Here is an 18301-nt window from a genome sequence, read left to right as displayed (position 1 = left end):
CCGCTGCCCGTCGTGGGTCAGCCGGCGTTCGGGCTGGCCTCTGGTGAACCGGAGACCGCCGGGCTCGGCGTACCCGTGGGGTCGGTGGGCGATGCCGGGTCCAGCACCGGCTCACCGACGGTCAGGCTCTGGATGACCACGTCGTTCTCCGGCTTTACCTTCTCCCCGGCCCCATTGTCCACCGTCGGCAGGGCACCGATCTTCTCCACCACGTCGAGGCCCCCGGTCACCCGCCCGATGATCGGGTACGCCGGCTCGTGGCTGATGGAGTCCTTGAAGAAGATCAGGAACTGGCTGCTGTTGGCACCCGGCGGGTTCGAGATCATCGCCACCGTGCCCTTGGGGTACGTCGGCGGCTCGGTGGCCGGGGCCGGGCTGCTCTCCGGGGCGGTGGGGACGTTCTCGCTGTAGAACGAGTACGCCGGGCCGCCGAGCCCGGTGCCGCTCGGGTCGCCGCAGCGCAGCGCACCCTCGGCCGTGATCTCGTGGCAGTTGGTGTTGTCGTAGAACGACTGGCTAGCCAGGTGGGCGATGCTCGCGGCGGCACAGGGGGCCTTGGCGAGATCCAACTCGATGTTGATCGGTGCGCCCTGGTTGGTGGTCACCGTCATCGGGCGGGTGCCGGTGGTCGGCAGACCGGTGGTGGCCGGCTCCCCGACCTCCTTGAGGTTGCTGTTGCCCTGGGTGTTCTGCGGGGTCCACAGGCAGATCTCCGGGCTGGCGGTGTCCTCGGTCGGTTCCCGGTCGAACGCGCCCAGCGCCCAGGCTGAGCCGACGACGACGAGGACGAGGATCAGGGCGGTGCCGACCCCGGCGCGAATCTGTCGGCGCCGTTTGACGGCGGCGGCCCGACGAGCCATCTGCCGGTCGAGCTTGGCCCGCGCGAGTTTGCGCTGCCGATCCCTGCTGGAAGCCACCCGTGCTCCCCTTCCTCTACCCTGGTTGTCAGTCGCTGGTGCGCGTACCCGTCGGGCGGCGGGTGCGCCACGCCACACGCCCGCCAGAGTGTACGGGTACTGGCTGGAAAAGTCGTGTACGAGGTCCGTGCGCGGGCTGATCGTGACCTGGTTCGTCCCGATGGGCTGCTGGGGCGGCGGCGGAAATGGGCGAGACGGGCCGGTTAGGCTGCGGTCGACGGACAGTTCGATGAAAGAGGAGCGGACGTGCTCGTAGCCGGCTTTCCCGCCGACGCCTTCGGCACCAACTGCTACGTGGTCGCCACCGGGCCGGGGGAGCAGTGCGTGGTGGTCGACCCCGGCATCGGGGTGGTCGACCGGCTGGACGCGCTACTGGCAGAGCATCGCCTGCATCCGGCCGCGGTGCTGCTCACCCACGGCCACCTGGACCACACCTTCTCGGTGGCGCCGGTCTGCGGGGCGCGGGGCATCACCGCCTACGTGCATCCGGGGGACCGGGAGATGCTGGCCGATCCGGCCAAGGGCCTGTCGATGGACCTGAGCCAGTTGTTCGGCGGGCGGCTGCCGTACGCCGAGCCGGAGGACGTGGCCGAGTTGGCCGACGGTACGACGCTCACCCTCGCCGGGTTGGAGATCACCGTCGACCACGCGCCCGGCCATACCGGCGGGTCGGTGCTGTTCCGGCTGCCCGGTGCCGGTTCGCCCTGGGAGGCCGAGCAGCTCTGCCTCTCCGGTGACGTGCTGTTCGCCGGTTCGATCGGCCGCACCGACCTGCCGGGCGGCAGTATGCCGACGATGCTCACCAGTCTGCGGGACAAGATCCTTCCGCTGGCCGACGACACCGTCGTACTGCCGGGCCACGGCCCCGCGACCACCATCGGCCGCGAACGCGCCACCAACCCGTACCTCGCCGAGGTGGCCGGGATGGGCGGCGGGCGACCGGCGGCCCCCACCCGCGGCCTGTAGCGGCCGCTGCCACGCTCACCCGCGCGGACCGTGCGGGTTCCCGAACGGAGCATCATGAGCAAGCCCACGCCCATCTCCGGCTTCCCGGAGTGGACGCCCGCCCAGCGGATGATCGAGCAGTACGTCCTGGACCGGATCCGGTCGACCTTCGAGCTGTACGGCTTCGCCCCGCTGGAGACCCGGGCGGTCGAGCCGCTGGACCAGTTGCTGCGCAAGGGGGAGACCTCCAAGGAGGTCTACGTGATCCGCCGGCTGCAGGGGGATCCGGAGGGCCCCTCCGGCGACGACACCCTGGGGCTGCACTTCGACCTGACCGTGCCGTTCGCCCGGTACGTGCTGGAGAACGCCGGCAAGCTGAACTTCCCTTTCCGGCGGTACCAGATCCAGAAGGTGTGGCGCGGCGAGCGCCCGCAGGAGGGGCGCTACCGGGAGTTCCTCCAGGCCGACATCGACATCGTCGACCGGGACACCCTGGCGCCGCACCACGAGGCGGAGATGCCGCTGGTCATCGGCGACGCGCTGCGTTCGCTGCCGATCCCGCCGGTGCGCATCCAGGTCAACAACCGCAAGATCTGCGAGGGCTTCTACCGGGGCATCGGGCTGACCGACCCGGAGGCGGCGCTGCGCGCGGTCGACAAGCTCGACAAGATCGGCCCGGCCGGGGTGACGGAGCTGCTGGCGACCACGGCCGGGGCCAGCGAGGCGCAGGCCAAGGCGGTGCTGGCGCTGGCCGAGATCTCCGCGCCGGACCCCTCCTTCGCCGACGCGGTGCGCGGGCTGGGGGTCAGCGACCCGCTGCTGGACGAGGGCGTCGAGGAGTTGGTCCGGGTGGTGGAGACCGCCGCCGCCCACTCGCCCGGCCTCTGCGTGGCCGACCTGCGCATCGCCCGGGGCTTGGACTACTACACCGGCACGGTCTACGAGACCCAGATGATCGGGTACGAGCGCTTCGGCTCGATCTGCTCCGGCGGCCGGTACGACAACCTGGCCAGCGCCGGCAACGTCCGGTTCCCCGGGGTGGGCATCTCCATCGGGGTGACCCGGCTGCTCGGCCTGCTCTTCGGCGCCGATGCCCTGTCGGTGTCCCGGTCGGTGCCCACCTGTGTGCTGGTCGCGGTGACCAGCGAGGAGCACCGTGGCGCCAGCAACCGGGTCGCCGAGGCGCTGCGCTCGCGGGGCATCCCCACGGAGGTCTCGCCGAGCGCGGCGAAGTTCGGCAAGCAGATCCGGTACGCCGAGCGGCGCGGCATCCCGTACGTCTGGTTCCCCGGCACGGACGGCGCCCCGGACGAGGTCAAGGACATCCGCTCCGGCGACCAGGTAGCCGCAGCGGCAGGGGAGTGGACCCCACCCCAGGCCGACCTCAAGCCGCTGATCGGCTGACCGGGCTGGCTGTGCCCGTACCCCGGTGAAGCCCCGGGCGTGGTCGTCGCTGGCTCTGGCGACGACCACGCCGGGGTGCCTGCGGTGCTGCGGTTCGTCAGGCGGCGGGAGGTTCCAGGGGCATCAGCAGGCAACTGGAGGTGGCGTGGGCGACCAGGCGGTCCCGCCCGTCGGTGAGCCGAGCCTCGGCCAGGGCGGTACGGCGGCCCTGCTGGAGCACCGTCCCCTCGCAGCGCAGCATGCCGGAGTCCACCGTCACCGGGCGGAGGAACTTCACGTTCAGGTCGAGGGTGGTGTAGCCGATGCCGGCCGGCAGGGTGCTGTGTACGGCGCAGGCGGCGGCGGTGTCCAGCAGGGTCGAGATGACCCCGCCGTGCACCGTGCCCAGGGGGTTGTAGTGGAACTCCTGCGGCTCCAGTTCGACCACCACCCGCCCCTCCTCGGCGGTCATGCTGGCCATGTCGATCAGGCGCATCACCGGAGGGGCGGCTAGCTCACCGGCGACCATGGCGCGGAGCAGGTCCAGGCCGCTGCGCCGGCCGATCTGCGCGGCGTTGATGCTCGGGTCGGACCACGAGAAGGTGCGGCTGCGCGTCGCATCCTGCGTCTGCGTCATGGACTCAGCCTGGCAGCGGTTGCTGAGTCTGTCAACGAGACTTAGCCTGGTGGGATGAGACCCGCCGCGTTGGACTGGTCGGTGGACAACTGCACGGTCGCCCGCGCCATGGAGATCCTCGGCGAGAAGTGGACCCTGGTGGTGTTGCGTGAGGTGTTCAACGGCATCCGACGCTTCGACGACATGCGGGTGCGGACAGGAATCCCCCGGCAGGTGCTGACCAACCGGCTGACCGGCCTGGTCGAGCAGGGCGTGCTACGCCGGGAGCCGTACCAGGAGCCGGGCAGTCGGATCCGCCACGAGTACCGGCTCACCCCCAAGGGCTTCGACCTGTGGCCGGTGCTGGTCGCCGTCCTGGCCTGGGGTGACCGCTACCTGGCCGATCCGGAGGGGTCCCCGCTGAGCGTCGGCCACCGCGACTGCGGCGCCGAGGTCCACGCGGAACTCCACTGCACCGCAGGCCACCCCGTAACCGACCCCCGCGACCTCATCCCCCGCCCCGGCCCCGGCGCCCACCCCCGCTAGCAGCCCACCCGCCCCCCACGCAGGCCTCCCGCCCGCGCGGCCCCGCCCGCCCCGCGCCCGTCGATCTTGCACTTTCGGTCGCGCTTTCGGGGCTTTTGCCCAGGTGTGCACCGACAGAAAGTGCAAGATCGCGGGGAGGGTACGGGCGCGGGGCGTGCGGGGAGGGGGGCTACCAGGGGTAGCCGGCGGGGTAGGAGATGGTGGAGAGGATCTGCTGGCCGGTGGCGTTGGGGTGGAAGTAGTCCCAGGTGGAGAGCTGGGCGAGGGTGAAGGGGTAGTTGAAGACGGCGTTGTTGTCGTACCGGCAGTTCGCGCCGTAGGCGGCGCAGGCCGCGGCCAGTTGGGCGTTGAAGGCGATCACCCGCTGCCGGACCCGGTCGCGTCGGTCGACGTCGGCCTGGGCGGTCGAGGTCGGGTTGGCCAGGATGGACTGGCAGATGCCGAAGACCGACCAGGCGGTACGGGCGCTGCTGCTGCCCCTGCCGACCGACCAGAGCCGGTGTACGTCCGGGATGCTGATCACGTAGAGCTTGGCGTTGGGCAGGCCGGACTTCAGGCGGGCCAGCGCGGAGTCGATGTTCGCCCGGAAGGTGGTCGTCGAGGTCATCGTCGACTCCGAGCTGGTGCAGGCGTCGTTGGCGCCGATCAGGACGGTGACGTAGTCGACCCCCTGGCTGACCGCGGTGCCGGCCTGGCCGTACAGGTCGGCTGACTTGGCCCCGGTGCGGGCGGCGTTGTGGTTGCGGCCGTTGATGGCCGGGTTGCTCTGGCGAATCCGCAGGTAGTGACTGTTCACCGTGGCGTCGCCGCCGGTGCTGAACGAGCGGTTGGTGCAGTCGACGTACCACCCGCAGGCGTTGAAGCCGCGGGTGATCGAGTCGCCGAGGCTGGCCATCGAGTTCGGTGGTGGACCGGGGTCGGCGACGGCGGGACTGGTGGCGAACAAGACGAGGGCGGTGACGCCGGCGAGGGTGGCCAGCGCGCGTCGGACGAGGGTCATGGTGGCCTCCGGGTCACGGTTGCCGGGTGGTGGCGGTGACCAGAGCGTATAGACGACCGTCTGTATCCACAACGTTGCCGGCAGGTTACCTCGACCGAACGGTGAAACTGGGGCAAAGGGCGGCCTTGTCTATGATCTTAAATGTGTGAATACTTCTCTTCGCTTGGCCGTTTCCCCAGGTGGCCGAGTTTCCCCCTGCCCTGTCGGCATGACAGGGCTCTCCAACCCCCTTCGGGAGGCTGTTACATGCGACCCACAAGGTCAATGCTGCGCCGCGCGGTCACCGTCGCCGCGGCCGGAACCCTCGTCGCCGGTGTGCTGGCCGGCACCCCCGCCCAGGCGGCCCCCGGGTCCGCCACGCCTGACTCCGCCGCCACCCTGGCCGAGCGGCTCGGTGCCCGCGCCGCCGGTGCGTACGCCGACGCGACCGGCAAGATGGTCGTCGCGGTGACCGACAGCCTCGCCGCCCGCCAGGTGGCGTCGGCCGGCGCCACCCCGAAGCTGGTCAAGCGAGGTGCGGCCGAGCTGAACCGGGCCACCGCCGAGCTGGACCGCTCCGCGGCCATCCCGGGCACCGCCTGGTGGGTCGACCCGGCCACCAACCAGGTCGTCGTCTCCGTCGACAGCACCGTGACCGGTGCCAAGCTGGAGCGGGTCAAGGCCGCTGCGGCGCGGACCAACGGCGCGGTACGCATCGAGGCCGAGGCCGGTGTGCTGAGCACCCGGATCTCGGGTGGCCAGGCCATCTACGCCCAGGGCGGTGGGCGCTGCTCGCTCGGCTTCAACGTCCGGGCCGGCAGCACGTACTACTTCATCACCGCCGGGCACTGCACCAACATCGCGGCGAACTGGTACAGCAACTCCAGCCAGAGCGCGCTGCTGGGCTCGCGTACCGGCAGTGTCTTCCCGGGCAGCGACTACGGCATCGTTCGGTACAGCAACCAGAGCACCGTGCAGCCGGGCAACGTCTCCCTCTACAACGGCAGCTTCCGCGACATCACCGCCTCCGGTAACGCCTACGTCGGCCAGTCGGCGCAGCGTTCCGGCAGCACCACCGGGTTGCGCAGCGGCTCGGTCACCGCGCTCAACGCCACCGTCAACTACGCCGAGGGCCAGGTCCGTGGTCTGATCCGTACCAACATCTGCGCCCAGCCCGGTGACAGCGGCGGCTCGCTGTTCAGCGGCACCATCGCGCTCGGCCTGACCTCCGGCGGCAGTGGCAACTGCTCCATCGGCGGCACCACCTTCTTCCAGCCGGTCGGGCCGGTGCTGAGCCGCTACGGCGTCAGCGTCTACTGATCTGCCGTACCCCCTGACCCTCCTCACCGCAGCGGGCCGCCGGATTCCTCCTCCGGCGGCCCGCCCGCGTGTGCCGAGGTTCCAGGTGCCGTCGGGTCGGGAGCAGGGGGTAAACGGGGTGCGGGCTGGCTGTTAACAGGGGACCCTTTTGCTACCTGAGGCGTTAAGAAGGGGCCCTTCCTTGCACCCGGCAAACGGCCGCGGGGGAGTGCTGCGAGAATGCCCGCAACAGACGTAGAGCTTCACGAGGGAGACGCACGCCGTGATCCGTACCCATGACGCCGGCAGCCTGCGCGCGACGGACGCCGGCAGCACGGTGACCCTCGCCGGATGGGTGGCCCGCCGGCGCGACCACGGCGGTGTCATCTTCGTCGACCTGCGCGACGGCTCCGGCGTGGTCCAGGTGGTCTTCCGGGAGGAGGACGCGCACGCCCTGCGCAACGAGTACTGCGTCAAGGTCGTCGGTGAGGTCACCCGGCGGCCCGAGGGCAACGAGAACCCGGAGCTGCCCACCGGCGAGATCGAGGTGACCGCCGCCGAGCTGGAGGTGCTCTCCGAGGCGGCGCCGCTGCCGCTGCCGGTGGACGACCAGGTGGTGGCCGGCGACGACATCCGGCTCAAGTACCGCTACCTGGACCTGCGGCGCGGCGGCCCGGCCAAGGCGATGCGGCTGCGCTCGCGGGCCAACCAGCTCGCCCGGGCCGTGCTGCACGAGCGGGACTTCCTGGAGATCGAGACCCCGACCCTGACCCGGTCCACCCCGGAGGGTGCCCGCGACTTCCTGGTCCCCGTCCGCCTGCAGCCCGGCAGCTGGTACGCCCTGCCGCAGTCGCCGCAGCTGTTCAAGCAGCTGCTGATGGTCGGCGGCATGGAGCGGTACTACCAGATCGCCCGCTGCTACCGCGACGAGGACTTCCGGGCCGACCGGCAGCCGGAGTTCACCCAGCTGGACATCGAGATGTCCTTCGTCACCGAGGACGACGTGATCGACCTCGGTGAGGCGATCGTGTCCGCCCTCTGGTCGGACCTGGCCGGGTACGAGATCCCCCGGCCGATCCCGCGGATCACCTGGCACGACGCGATGGCCCGGTACGGCTCGGACAAGCCGGACCTGCGCTACGGCGTCGAGCTGACCGAGCTGACCGAGTACCTGCGCGGCACCACCTTCCGGGTCTTCGCCGGGGCGATCGACGCGGGCGGCTATGTCGGCGCGGTCGTCATGCCCGGTGGCGCCGCCCAGACCCGCAAGGAGCTGGACGGCTGGCAGGACTGGGCCAAGGCGCGCGGCGCCAAGGGCCTGGCGTACGTGGTGCTCGACGCCGAGACCGGCGAGGCACGCGGCCCGGTGGCGAAGAACCTGTCGGCCGAGCATCTGAACGGGCTGGCCGACGCGGTCGGTGCCAAGCCGGGCGACGCGATCTTCTTCGCCGCCAGCACCGAGGCCCGGGAGGCCCAGGAGCTGCTCGGGGCGGCCCGCATCGAGATCGCGCGGCGCGCTGGTCTGATCGACGAGAGTGCCTGGGCGTTCTGCTGGGTGGTCGACGCGCCGATGTTCGAGAAGACCGACGAGGGTGGCTGGACGGCGGTGCACCACCCCTTCACCTCGCCGAACTCCGAGTGGGTGGACCGCTTCGAGGAGGCGCCGGACCGGGCGCTGGCGTACGCGTACGACATCGTCTGCAACGGCAACGAGATCGGCGGCGGCTCGATCCGTATCCACCGCCGCGACGTGCAGCAGCGGGTCTTCGACCTGCTCGGCATCACGCCCGAGGAGGCGCAGGACAAGTTCGGCTTCCTGCTGGAGGCGTTCAACTACGGCCCGCCGCCGCACGGCGGCATCGCCTTCGGCTGGGACCGGGTCTGCATGCTGCTGGCCGGGGCCGACTCGATCCGCGAGGTGATCGCCTTCCCGAAGACCCGGGGCGGCTTCGACCCCCTCACCGGCGCCCCCACCCCGATCACCGCCCAGCAGCGCACCGAGGCCGGCGTCGACGCCAAGCCCAAGCCTCAGGCGCCGTCCCACCCCGGCACCGCCGGCCCCGCCGCCCCGGTGGCCGACCCCACCTGACCGACCCACCCGCCCTTCCTCGGATTCCTGGTTGATCAAGAAGTTTGCGTCATGATCTGAGCCCTCGGCGACGCGAACTTCTTGATCGGCCAACCGGGGAAGGGCGAGCATGCGGGTTTTGGTGGTGGGGGGGGGTAGCGGGTTTCTGGGGCGGGAGGTGTGCCGGCGGGGAGTCGGCGCGGGATGGTCGGTGGTCGGGACGTGTCACTCCGGTGCGGTGCGGGTGCCGGGGGTGGCGGTCCGGCGGCTGGACGTGACCGACCGGCTCGCGGTGCGCACCCTGGTCGCGCAGGTGCGCCCGGAGGTCGTGGTCAACACCTCCTACCGGTACGACGACTGGACGGTCACCGCCGACGGGGCGGCGTACGTGGCCCGGGCCGCCGCCGAGGTGGGTGCCCGCCTGGTGCACATCTCCAGCGACGCGCTGCACGCCGGGCGCTCCGAGCCGTACGCCGACGATGATCCACCCACCCCGATCTTCCCGTACGGTGCGGCGAAGGCAGCTGCGGAGACGGCCGTGCGCGCGATCGACCCGGGGGCCGTGCTGGTGCGTACCTCGCTGATCGTCGGCGAGGGCAGCCCGCAGATTCGACTCTGCCGGGAGGCCCTGGCCGGACGCGGAGCCCTCTTCACCGGCGAGTTGCGCTGCCCGGTGGACGTCACCGACCTGGCCGCCGCCGTGCTCGAACTGGCGGCTTCGGACTACGCCGGACCGCTGAACGTGGCCGGCCCGGACCCGGTCAGCCGGGCGGAGTTGGGTCGACTGCTGGCCCGCCGGGAAGGCCTGGCCACCAGTGCCCTGACGACCACCACCGCCGCCGGCCGCGGCCTGGTCCGCCCAGCCGAGATCCGCCTCGACACCACCCGCGCCACCACCCTGCTCCACACCCGCCTACGCGGCATCACCGAACTCCTAGCCCGCTAGCCCCCACCCCGGGCCGAGCTCACCCCTGCCCCACCCGGCCCCGTCGAGCCCGCCCCGGGCCGTCGATCTTGCACTTTCTGTCGGGGTAAAGCTGACATAAGCCGCAAAAGAGCGACCGAAAGTGCAAGATCGACGGGGAGGGGGGAGTGCACAATAGTTGTGCAGAGGAGTTGTGCATAAGTATTGTGGATTTATGGAGTACAGTGCGGGGGATCGGCCTCGGCGGGTGCGGATCGATCGGCGGCAGGTGCGGGTGTTGGCGCATCCGTTGCGGACGCGGCTGTTGGGGGCCCTGCGGGTAAAGGGGCCGGCGACGGCCAGCGGGCTCGCTGAGCTGCTCGACACCAACACCGGGGCGACCAGCTATCACCTGCGGCAGTTGGCCGAGGTGGGCTTGGTGGTCGAGGAACCCGGCCGGGGGACCGGGCGGCAGCGGTGGTGGCGGGCCGCCCACGACGTCACGAACTGGGAGAACACCGACTTCGACGACGACCCGGACGCCCGGGCCGCGATCGAGTGGATCCAGGCCGAGCAGGTACGCCAGTACGTCGAGTACGCCGAGCGGTGGTTCGCCGTACGCGATCAGTGGCCGCCGGCCTGGCGTGACCTCTTCGGTACCAGTGACGCCTTCATGACCATTCCGGCGGCCCGGTTGGCGCAGCTGCGCGCGGAGTTGTGGCAGGTGCTGGAGCGCTACCGGGCCGAGTCGGACCCGACCGAGCCCGGGGCCGAGCAGGTGCAGATCTTCCTCACCGCCCTGCCGATGCTGATCGGTGGCACCCGGTGAACCCCCTGTCCGTACGCCAGGTCCGGCGGCGTTACCTGGTCCTGCACGGCCTGCGCTGGTTGCCGGTCGGCCTGTTGATCCCGGTGACCATCCTGCTCATGCAGGAACGCGGCCTGTCCCTGACCCAGATCGGTCTGGCCGTCGCCGCGCAGGGCGTGGTGGTGCTCGCCCTGGAGTTGCCGACCGGCGGGGTGGCCGACGCCCTGGGCCGCAAGCCCGTGCTGGTGGTGGCGAGCCTGGTCGGCCTGGTCTCGACCGGGCTGCTGGTGGTGGCGGACTCCTTCGCCCTGCTGGTCGTCGTCTGGGCGCTGCAAGGGGTGTTCCGCGCCCTGGACAGCGGCCCCCTGGAGTCCTGGTACGTCGACACCACCCTGGCCGCGGACCCGGACGCCGGGTACGAGAAGGGGTTGGGTCAGGGGGGCATGGTGCTCGGCCTGGCCATGGCGGCCGGGGCGCTGCTCAGTGGCGGTCTGGTGGCCCTGGGGCCGATCGGGCCGCTGAGCGCCTTGACCGGGCCGGTGCTGGCTGCCGTCGGCTTGCAGGTGGTCTACCTGGTGGCGTTGCTGATCCTGCTGGTGGAGGGTCGGGCGGTGATCGGCCGGGCCACGTTGCGGGCCTCCGTGCGCGATGCCCCGCGCATGGTGGGGGAGGCCCTCGGTCTGCTGCGCCGGTCCCGGGTGCTGCTGGCCCTGGTGGCGGTCGAGTTGTTCTGGGGCTTCGGCATGGCCACCTTCGAGGGTCTGTTGCCGATCCGGTTGGCCGAGGTGGTGGGCGACCCGGAGCGGGCCGGTGTCCTGCTCGGGCCGGCCAGTACGGCGGCATGGCTGGCCTCGGCCGCCGGCGCGGCGCTCACCCCACTGATCATCCGGTGGCTGGGTGCCGCCCCCGGTGCCGCCCTGCTGCGGATCATGCAGGGGATCACCGTGGTCGGCATGGCCCTGTTCGCCGGGCCGACCGGAGTGTTGATCGCCTTCTTCGCCTGCTACGCCGTGCACGGCGCCTCCAACCCCCTGCACATGGGGCTGCTGCACCGGCAGGTCGCCGGCCCGTACCGGACCAGCCTGATCTCGCTGAACTCCATGGTGGCGATGCCGGCCGGCGCCCTGGGTGGGGTGGTGCTCGGCTACATCGGCGACCGGGCCGGGGTCAGCGCGGCGATGCTGGTCGGCGCGGTGGTGCTGGCGGTCGCCGCGCCGCTGTACCTGCCGGCCTGGCGGGCCGGCCGCCACCCCGAACCGCCGATGACCGCCGATCGGCAGCAGCACCCCGCCGATCGGCAGCAGCACTCCGCCGAGCCGGAGGAGGGTGGGGGGTCGACCGGCAACGGAGTGTCGATCCCCGGTCAGGCGCAGCGCACCGAGGTGAGCCCGACGGCCTCGACGTAACCGAGCCGACGGTAGAGCCGGATCGCACCGACGTTGGCCGGGAAGACGCCCAGCGCCAGCATGTCGTGGCGGGCCGCCAGGGCCCGGCTCATCCCGGCGGTGAGGGCGGCGCCCAGGCCCCGGCCCCGCCAGGCCGGCGCCACCGTCAGCCCGGCGAGGAAACCGACGTCACCCCGGGTGCGGTCGGCCCCGCAGGCGATCAGCCGGTCACCCTCGCGGATGCCGTACCAGTCGACGACCTGGGGATTGCCCGGCCGTGCCGTGGAGGTGGGGAAGGACTCCTCGATGAGGGCCGCCAGTTCGGGGTGATCCGCCTCGGTGAGCCGGACGACCCGTTCCTCGCCGGGTTGCGGGGGCGGCGGGGTGGTGGTCCAGAGGAAGTCCCAGTCCTCGTGGGCCGCCACCCCGGGTGCGGTGTCGAGGGTGGCCCGGTCCAGTCGGGGCAGATGCACCCAGCGGCCGGGCTGCAAGACGCCCTCGGCGGCGAGCACGCCGAACAGGTCTGCCGCCTCGGCCGGCGGCCCGACCATCCCACCCAGCGGCCCCGTCGTGACCTCGGGCAGCAGCCAGCAGACCGCACCGTCCCGGCGCCAGGCCCGTACCGGCTCCCGCAGCGGCAGCGAATGTCGGAGGAAGGGGTGCGGGCCCACGGCGCGCAGAATCGCCTCCCGCTCGGCTAGCCCCCCGTCGAAGATGACCATGGGATTGAGCCTAGATGGGCCCGCATCCGGTCAGGAGAGGGTGGCCCGGGGTCCAGGGTGGAGATTGGCGGGGGGACCGATCGGGTACATCCCGGGCCGACCTACTGGAACCCCCACCGGAGGAACGCCATGCTCGCCATTGCCGCCGCTGCGGTCTTCGGCTTCACCTTGCTGCTGGACCTGCTCGGTACCGATCTCGGAGCCCCGGATCTGTTCAACTGGAACACCCTCGTACTGATCGGCCTGCTGCTGCTGGCACTGCACCTGGCCGGGGTCGGCAGCCGGGGTGGCCGCTGGTATCGGGGGCGTCGTCCCGGTCGCGGCTGACCGAGAGTGATCATCCCGGGCTCGATCGGTGGCGTGATTCTGGCGCGCTCGGTCGAGCCCGGTACTGTTCTCGTGATGGAGTCCGAGACGCTGTTCACCCTGGGTCAACCTGCCGCAGCAGTCAGTGCGGTGGCAGGTTCCAGCGGCGTCGGCGGCTTCAGCCCGGTCGGCCCGGACGCGCCGCTGCCGGTCCGGATGCGTCCGGCGAACCTGGACGAACTCGTCGGTCAGGAGCATCTGCTCGCCCCCGGTGCGCCACTGCGACAACTGGTCACCGGTCAGGCCCCGATGTCGGTCATCCTCTGGGGGCCACCCGGAAGCGGCAAGACCACCATCGCCCACCTGGTGGCCACCGCCACCGACCGGCGGTTCGTCGCCATGTCGGCCCTGTCGGCCGGGGTCAAGGACGTCCGCGCGGTGATCGACACCGCTCGCCGGCAGCGGCGCTCCGGCGGCCCGCCCACGGTGCTCTTCATCGACGAGGTGCACCGGTTCAGCAAGACCCAGCAGGACTCCCTGCTCGCCGCCGTCGAGGACCGTACGGTCACCCTGCTGGCGGCCACCACGGAGAATCCGTACTTCTCGGTCATCTCCCCGCTGCTGTCCCGGTGTGTGCTGCTCACCCTGCACCCGCTAGACGACACCGCGGTGCGTCGCCTGCTGCATCGGGCCCTGACCGACGAGCGGGGCCTGGCCGGGGCCCTCACCCTGGATCCCGAGGCGGAGGAGCATCTGGTCCGGTTGGCCGGCGGGGACGTCCGCAAGGCCCTGACCGCCCTGGAGGCCGCCGCCGGTGCGGCCACCGCCCTGGGCACCGGCCGCATCGACCTGGCCACCGCCGAACGGGCGGTGGACACCGCCGCGGTCCGGTACGACCGGGCCGGGGATGCCCACTACGACGTGACCAGCGCCTTCATCAAGAGCATGCGGGGCTCGGACGTGGACGCCGCCCTGCACTGGCTGGCCCGGATGCTGGTCGCCGGGGAGGACGCCCGGTTCATCGCCCGCCGACTGGTCATCTTCGCCAGCGAGGATGTCGGCATGGCCGATCCGAGTGCCCTCAGCGTGGCGACTGCTGTCGCCCACGCGGTGGAGTACGTCGGCCTGCCGGAGGTGCAGCTCAACCTCGCCCAGGCGGTGATCCACCTGGCCACCGCACCCAAGTCGAACTCGGCCACCACCGCGATCGGGGCGGCGATCGCGGACGTACGGGCCGGGCGGGGTGGCGCGGTGCCGCGGGGCCTGCGCGACGCCCACTACGCCGGGGCCCGCGGCCTCGGTCACGGCACCGGGTACCGCTACCCCCACGACGACCACCGGGGGGTGGTCCGCCAGCAGTACGTCCCGGACGACCTGGTCGGGACCGACTACTACCAGCCGAGCCAGCACGGTGCGGAACGCGCGGTGGCCACCCGGCTGCCGTTGCTACGCCGGATCGTTCGTGGACTACCCGCCCCCGCCGCCACGGGAACGTCGCCGGGCGGCGGCCGGGATCAGGTCCGCTCCGGTACCGATGACCCGCAGTCGACGACCGCGGCCGCCGAGGTGACCGAGGAGGTCGGCGATCGCGCCGACGGGAAGGGTCAACAGTGAGATCGCCTGGTTCCGAGCGACCGGAGGACGGCCAGGAGGAGCGGCGCGCCAAGCCCCGCCGCTGGGGCCGAAACAAGTCGGAGGCCGTCCCGCAGGAGCCGGACGGCGGTGAGGACTTCGGCTGGATCGACGATCTGCGCTCGGCCAAGCAGCAGCGCGGTGAACTGGGTCCCGACGGGATCACCCCCGTCTCCGAGGGCCCGGCGGCGTCGTCCCGACCCGTTCACCCCGGCCCGATCCCGGGTGGCCCCGCCCCGGCCGGGCCGCAAGCCCCGCCGACCGGGCCGGTCCGACCCCCTGCCGACGGGCGTACGCAGTCGATGCCGGCGCGGGGCACCGGCCTTCCGCCCCACGACGCACCCCGCCCCGCGGAGGCGCCCCGCGCCCGCCCGGTGGACGGCCCCTGGCCGGGTACCCCGATCACCCGCCCGGCCGGTGGCGGCCCCGCCCCGACCGGCGGCCCTCGTCCGGCCGGTGGGCCCGTGGCCGCCGGTGGGCCTAGGCCCGCTGAGGCCCCCGGGTCCGCTGCCTCGCCGGGTGCGACGCCGATGCCCGGCACCGGACACCAACCGGTGGTGGGTGCCCGTGAACAGCTACCCGCCCCCGCCGGGCAACCCCCGGCGCCCGCCGGACCTCGTGGCCGCCAGGGCCCCGGCATGACGGACACCCCGCCGGGTGGGTGGCCGCAGACAGGTCAGGGGCGGTACCGGGGCGAACCGAGGACCGGTCCGGTGATCGGGCCGCCGACCAACGCACCGGAGGGACCCGTCTCGGGTGCTCCGGTCGGCCCGGTGTCGGGTCCCCCCGCAGCGCGCCGCCCGGTCCGGCCGACCGGGGCGCCTGCCGGTCCCCGCCGTGCGATGCCGGAACCGATGGGTGGCCCCCGGGTCCCCGGTGCCCCCGAGATCGACCCTGCGGTATCTCCGCTGCCCGCTCAGCCGGGCCGACGTGCCGTCCCGGAGGCACCCTCGACCGCCGAGGGTGGCCTGGGCCGTCCGGCAGCAGGCATGGCGCCCGCTGCGGGGGCACCGACCGGCGCACCCGCCAGCGGCCGACGGGTGGGGCGGCGACGCGCCGCCGAGCCCGAGACGGACCAGCCGGTGGTGCCGGCCTCCGGCAATGCGCCGCCGATCCCCGAGCCGGCATCGCGTGACACCGGCGACGACAATCCCCTCCGGGGCCGCCGCTCCGCGCCGCCGGCCCCGCCCACCACTGCGCAGGGTCCGTCCGCCGCGCAGCGAGGCCCGTCCACCACGCCGCAGGGCCCCTCGATGGGGCAGCGAGGCCCCGCGACCGCGCCACAGGACCCCTCGACCGGCCAGCGAGGCCCTTCCGTCGCGCCGCCGGGCCCCTCGACAGCGCCGCGCGGTCCTGCGACCGCCCCACCGGGCCCGTCGGCAGGGCAGCGCGGTCCCGCGACCGCGCCGCCGGGCCCCTCGGCGGTGCCGCCGGGACGGTCTACGGCAGCGCACGGCGTACCGGTGGTGCCGCCAGGGCCGCAGACGCCGCCCCAGGGCCGTCGGACGGTGCCGGAATCACCACGTCGAGCTGCGGACCTGCCGGAGATGCCCCCCGGCACCGGCACACCGCCGCCGCCGAGCAGGGCGGGTCGCCGGGCGGCCGAGGACGGGCCGGTGACCGCCACCGGCCCGGTCGACGACCCCGGCGGGCGGTCGGTGGACCCCCGCTCCGGCAGCGGCGGACCGGACCGACCGCAGCGGCCGGCGGACTGGCTGCGCCAGGCCGGACGGGCCCACCACACCGATCCGGCCCTTCGGACGATCACGAGGTCGGAGCCGGGCCGCCCCGAGGGTGCCCCCACCGGCGATGTGCCGACCGTGCGGGGGCAGCGCGGTGTGGAGAAGCCCGCCGGGCCGCCGCCGGGCCGCGCCGCCGCCGAGGCGGGTCGACCCGAGGGTGGGGTACGGCCGCCGACCGGCGGAGCAGCCCGCCAGGACGGGCCGCCTACCGGCCGTGGGCGGGTCCTGCCCCCGGCCGGGGCACCGGTTACCCCGTCGGCCGGGAACGAGCCGCCGCCCGGCCGACCAGGATCAGCCGTACCGCCGGGACGGCCCGGATCAGCCGTACCCCCCGGACGGCCCGGACCGGTGCCGGGGCAGCCGGGTGGGGGGCCGGCGACCGGGCGTACCCGGGCTCCGGAGCAGCCGCCCGCCCCGCCGCGCGGTACCGCCCGCCCCGATGGCCCACCGGTCGGACGCCCCGCTGACCTGCCGCCGGGCCCCCCCGGGTCGCCGGTGGTCGCCCGGGGCGCCGCCGCGCCTCGGGCCGAGGAACGGCCGGCGGGCCGGGCCGCTCCGCCCGCCCGCAACCCGGGCCGTCCGGAGCCCTCCGGCGTCGCCGCGGTACCCCCACCGGCGCGAGCCGGTGCGGGCCCGGCGGTGGCTCGGGCGGCTGCGGCGGTCGTTCCGATGGGCCCGGTGCTCCGACCCGGGGAGCCGCAGGTACGGAAACCCGCCGAGGCGCCACCGGCGCACTCCGACGGGCCGGGCGGCGACGGGCCGGACGACGGGGCGCAGGAGCGCCACCAGGACGGCGGCAACCGCCGGATGCGGGTGATGATCCTGGCCGTGGTCAGTGTGCTGCTGCTCGGCGCGGTGCCGGTCTTCTTCGGCCTGCGCGCGGCGGGCCGGGACCCGGTCTTCGCCTCCCTGGACGAACTGGAGGTGCCCACCTGGGCCGCGGTCAGCACCACCGATGCGGTCAGCGGCAGCCGCTGGTGTCTGCTGGACTGCCGGCTGCGGGAGCGGACGGTGACCTCCGAGCGGTCACCGGAGGAGACCGCCCAGGTGTACGAGTCGGCGCTGAGTCAGGACGGCTGGCAGCCGTGGAAGCCGGCCTACTGCCCGGAGCAGGAGGAGAAGGGCCGCTACACCTGCTGGCGGCGGGATGAGCTGACCCTGGATCTCTGGGTCCGCCCGCCGACCTGCGTACCTCCGCCGGTGGACGGCGAGCCGGCCGTGGTGCCCTCGCTGGATCCGGAGGCCGCCGCCGAGGAGTGCGCCGGATCGTTGGTGACGGTGAAGGTGCGTAACGCGATCGACGACGACCGGACCCGGCCACAGCCGAGCACCGATCCGTCACTGACCGGTGTGGACCCCTTCCCGACCCTGGGCGATGATCCGTTGGGTGACTTGACGCCCTCACCACCGTCCTGAGCCGAATGTCATCACGGACGGTAGGGTCTCACCTGGCGTCCCGCGTGTGACCCGGCCGGTCCTGTGGCGGGCCACCGGGCGTCGGCGCGGGCGGGACGACCGCGCGGATCGGGGATAATGCCGCCCCGAGACATCTCGTTGAGGAGGACAGGCGTGGGCTTTCTGGAGGTCGCGGCGCTGATCGCGGCAATCGCATTCGCGATGCTGGTGCTGATCCTGACGCTGCCCATCCTGCGGCTGCGGCACACCGTGGACGCCACCACCCGGATGATCAACGAGCTCAACGACCGGACCGGTCCGCTGCTGGGTGAGGTCAACACCACGGTCCGCAACGTCAATGTCACCCTGGAGCAGGTGCAGACCTCCCTCGACGGGGTGAACCTCCAACTGGCCAAGGTCGACACCATGACCAGCCACGCGCAGAACGTCAGCGCCAATGTCGCCAACCTGGTCACGGTCGTCTCCGCCGCCGCGGCCAATCCCCTGGTCAAGGTGGCGGCCTTCGGGTACGGGGTGCGCAAGGCCGCCTCCGCCCGTCGGCACGCCGAGACCGAGCGCGAGGTCCGCGACACCATCAAGGCCCAGCGGCGCGCCGCCCGGCGCGGGAACCGCTGACCCGACGAAGGCGGAGGT

Annotated in this window: 16 protein-coding genes; 12 read left to right on the top strand and 4 right to left on the bottom strand. The window is 72.9% G+C overall.

Annotation, left to right across the window (positions count from 1 at the left end; all coding sequences use genetic code 11):
* Positions 1–17: 17 nt before the first annotated feature.
* Positions 18–917, bottom strand: a complete 900-nt coding sequence (locus ACGFIK_RS15990) for a peptidylprolyl isomerase (protein WP_327026786.1) — start codon at positions 915–917, stop codon at positions 18–20.
* Positions 918–1163: 246 nt separating this feature from the next.
* Here ACGFIK_RS15990 and ACGFIK_RS15985 point away from each other — a divergent pair, with 246 nt between their 5' ends.
* Complete coding sequence (locus ACGFIK_RS15985) at positions 1164–1883, top strand: MBL fold metallo-hydrolase (RefSeq protein ID WP_327026785.1); 720 nt, start codon at positions 1164–1166, stop codon at positions 1881–1883.
* 54 nt (positions 1884–1937) lie between these two features.
* Entirely contained in the window at positions 1938–3266 is a 1329-nt protein-coding gene (gene hisS, locus ACGFIK_RS15980) for a histidine--tRNA ligase (protein WP_327026784.1), read from the top strand.
* A gap of 97 nt (positions 3267–3363) precedes the next feature.
* Here the strand turns inward: hisS and ACGFIK_RS15975 are convergent, their stop codons facing one another.
* Positions 3364–3882 carry a PaaI family thioesterase gene (locus ACGFIK_RS15975; RefSeq protein WP_327026783.1) on the bottom strand — a complete coding sequence of 173 codons (519 nt, stop codon included), beginning with the start codon at positions 3880–3882 and terminating at the stop codon, positions 3364–3366.
* A 54-nt stretch (positions 3883–3936) separates the two neighbouring features.
* On the opposite strand from ACGFIK_RS15975, the gene ACGFIK_RS15970 reads away from it, so the two are divergent.
* The gene (locus ACGFIK_RS15970) at positions 3937–4407 is read left to right on the top strand and encodes a helix-turn-helix domain-containing protein (protein ID WP_327026782.1); all 471 of its coding nucleotides are present in this window, start codon (positions 3937–3939) and stop codon (positions 4405–4407) included.
* A gap of 169 nt (positions 4408–4576) precedes the next feature.
* Here the strand turns inward: ACGFIK_RS15970 and ACGFIK_RS15965 are convergent, their stop codons facing one another.
* Positions 4577–5407, bottom strand: a complete 831-nt coding sequence (locus ACGFIK_RS15965) for an SGNH/GDSL hydrolase family protein (protein ID WP_393339961.1) — start codon at positions 5405–5407, stop codon at positions 4577–4579.
* Positions 5408–5653: 246 nt separating this feature from the next.
* On the opposite strand from ACGFIK_RS15965, the gene ACGFIK_RS15960 reads away from it, so the two are divergent.
* The 5 genes from ACGFIK_RS15960 to ACGFIK_RS15940 all read left to right on the top strand — a co-directional run bounded on the left by ACGFIK_RS15960 (position 5654) and on the right by ACGFIK_RS15940 (position 11871).
* The gene (locus ACGFIK_RS15960; protein WP_393339958.1) at positions 5654–6706 is read left to right on the top strand and encodes a S1 family peptidase; all 1053 of its coding nucleotides are present in this window, start codon (positions 5654–5656) and stop codon (positions 6704–6706) included.
* A 262-nt stretch (positions 6707–6968) separates the two neighbouring features.
* Positions 6969–8774: an aspartate--tRNA ligase gene (gene aspS / locus ACGFIK_RS15955; RefSeq protein WP_393339955.1), complete on the top strand. Its 1806-nt coding sequence runs from the start codon at positions 6969–6971 to the stop codon at positions 8772–8774.
* 109 nt (positions 8775–8883) lie between these two features.
* Positions 8884–9699, top strand: coding sequence for a sugar nucleotide-binding protein (locus ACGFIK_RS15950; RefSeq protein WP_393339952.1), 816 nt, complete (start codon positions 8884–8886; stop codon positions 9697–9699).
* A 193-nt stretch (positions 9700–9892) separates the two neighbouring features.
* The gene (locus ACGFIK_RS15945; protein ID WP_327026777.1) at positions 9893–10486 is read left to right on the top strand and encodes a helix-turn-helix domain-containing protein; all 594 of its coding nucleotides are present in this window, start codon (positions 9893–9895) and stop codon (positions 10484–10486) included.
* A complete protein-coding gene (locus tag ACGFIK_RS15940) occupies positions 10483–11871 on the top strand; it encodes an MFS transporter (RefSeq protein ID WP_327026776.1) in 1389 nt (462 codons plus the stop codon). The genes ACGFIK_RS15945 and ACGFIK_RS15940 overlap by 4 nt, the downstream gene beginning before the upstream one ends.
* On the opposite strand, the gene ACGFIK_RS15935 is transcribed toward ACGFIK_RS15940, so the two are convergent.
* Complete coding sequence (locus ACGFIK_RS15935) at positions 11829–12572, bottom strand: GNAT family N-acetyltransferase (RefSeq protein ID WP_327026775.1); 744 nt, start codon at positions 12570–12572, stop codon at positions 11829–11831. The genes ACGFIK_RS15940 and ACGFIK_RS15935 overlap by 43 nt on opposite strands.
* 129 nt (positions 12573–12701) lie before the next feature.
* Between ACGFIK_RS15935 and ACGFIK_RS15930 the strand changes: the two genes are divergently transcribed.
* From ACGFIK_RS15930 to ACGFIK_RS15915, 4 genes are all read left to right on the top strand, one after another.
* Entirely contained in the window at positions 12702–12899 is a 198-nt protein-coding gene (locus tag ACGFIK_RS15930; protein WP_327026774.1) for a hypothetical protein, read from the top strand.
* 75 nt (positions 12900–12974) lie between these two features.
* Positions 12975–14492 carry a replication-associated recombination protein A gene (locus ACGFIK_RS15925; RefSeq protein ID WP_327026773.1) on the top strand — a complete coding sequence of 506 codons (1518 nt, stop codon included), beginning with the start codon at positions 12975–12977 and terminating at the stop codon, positions 14490–14492.
* Between the two features lie 2567 nt (positions 14493–17059).
* Positions 17060–17668, top strand: a complete 609-nt coding sequence (locus ACGFIK_RS15920; protein WP_327027169.1) for a hypothetical protein — start codon at positions 17060–17062, stop codon at positions 17666–17668.
* 153 nt (positions 17669–17821) lie between these two features.
* Positions 17822–18283: a DUF948 domain-containing protein gene (locus tag ACGFIK_RS15915; RefSeq protein WP_327026772.1), complete on the top strand. Its 462-nt coding sequence runs from the start codon at positions 17822–17824 to the stop codon at positions 18281–18283.
* The last annotated feature ends 18 nt before the right edge of the window (positions 18284–18301 follow it).

The sequence above is a fragment of the Micromonospora sp. NPDC048871 genome (genome assembly GCF_043198155.1).
GTDB lineage: Bacteria > Actinomycetota > Actinomycetes > Mycobacteriales > Micromonosporaceae > Micromonospora.
Note: the sequence above shows the minus strand (reverse complement) of the source record. Positions and strands in the feature narration are given on the sequence as shown.

Excerpts from the sequence above, each read along its gene's own strand:
- hisS (WP_327026784.1), top strand. The coding sequence starts at position 1,938 with ATGAGCAAGCCCACGCCCATCTCCGGCTTCCCGGAGTGGACGCCCGCC.
- ACGFIK_RS15965 (WP_393339961.1), bottom strand. The coding sequence starts at position 5,407 with ATGACCCTCGTCCGACGCGCGCTGGCCACCCTCGCCGGCGTCACCGCC.
- ACGFIK_RS15935 (WP_327026775.1), bottom strand. The coding sequence starts at position 12,572 with ATGGTCATCTTCGACGGGGGGCTAGCCGAGCGGGAGGCGATTCTGCGC.
- ACGFIK_RS15945 (WP_327026777.1), top strand. The coding sequence starts at position 9,893 with ATGGAGTACAGTGCGGGGGATCGGCCTCGGCGGGTGCGGATCGATCGG.
- ACGFIK_RS15950 (WP_393339952.1), top strand. The coding sequence starts at position 8,884 with ATGCGGGTTTTGGTGGTGGGGGGGGGTAGCGGGTTTCTGGGGCGGGAG.
- ACGFIK_RS15960 (WP_393339958.1), top strand. The coding sequence starts at position 5,654 with ATGCGACCCACAAGGTCAATGCTGCGCCGCGCGGTCACCGTCGCCGCG.
- ACGFIK_RS15920 (WP_327027169.1), top strand. The coding sequence starts at position 17,060 with ATGCGGGTGATGATCCTGGCCGTGGTCAGTGTGCTGCTGCTCGGCGCG.
- ACGFIK_RS15970 (WP_327026782.1), top strand. The coding sequence starts at position 3,937 with ATGAGACCCGCCGCGTTGGACTGGTCGGTGGACAACTGCACGGTCGCC.
- ACGFIK_RS15930 (WP_327026774.1), top strand. The coding sequence starts at position 12,702 with ATGCTCGCCATTGCCGCCGCTGCGGTCTTCGGCTTCACCTTGCTGCTG.
- ACGFIK_RS15925 (WP_327026773.1), top strand. The coding sequence starts at position 12,975 with ATGGAGTCCGAGACGCTGTTCACCCTGGGTCAACCTGCCGCAGCAGTC.
- ACGFIK_RS15975 (WP_327026783.1), bottom strand. The coding sequence starts at position 3,882 with ATGACGCAGACGCAGGATGCGACGCGCAGCCGCACCTTCTCGTGGTCC.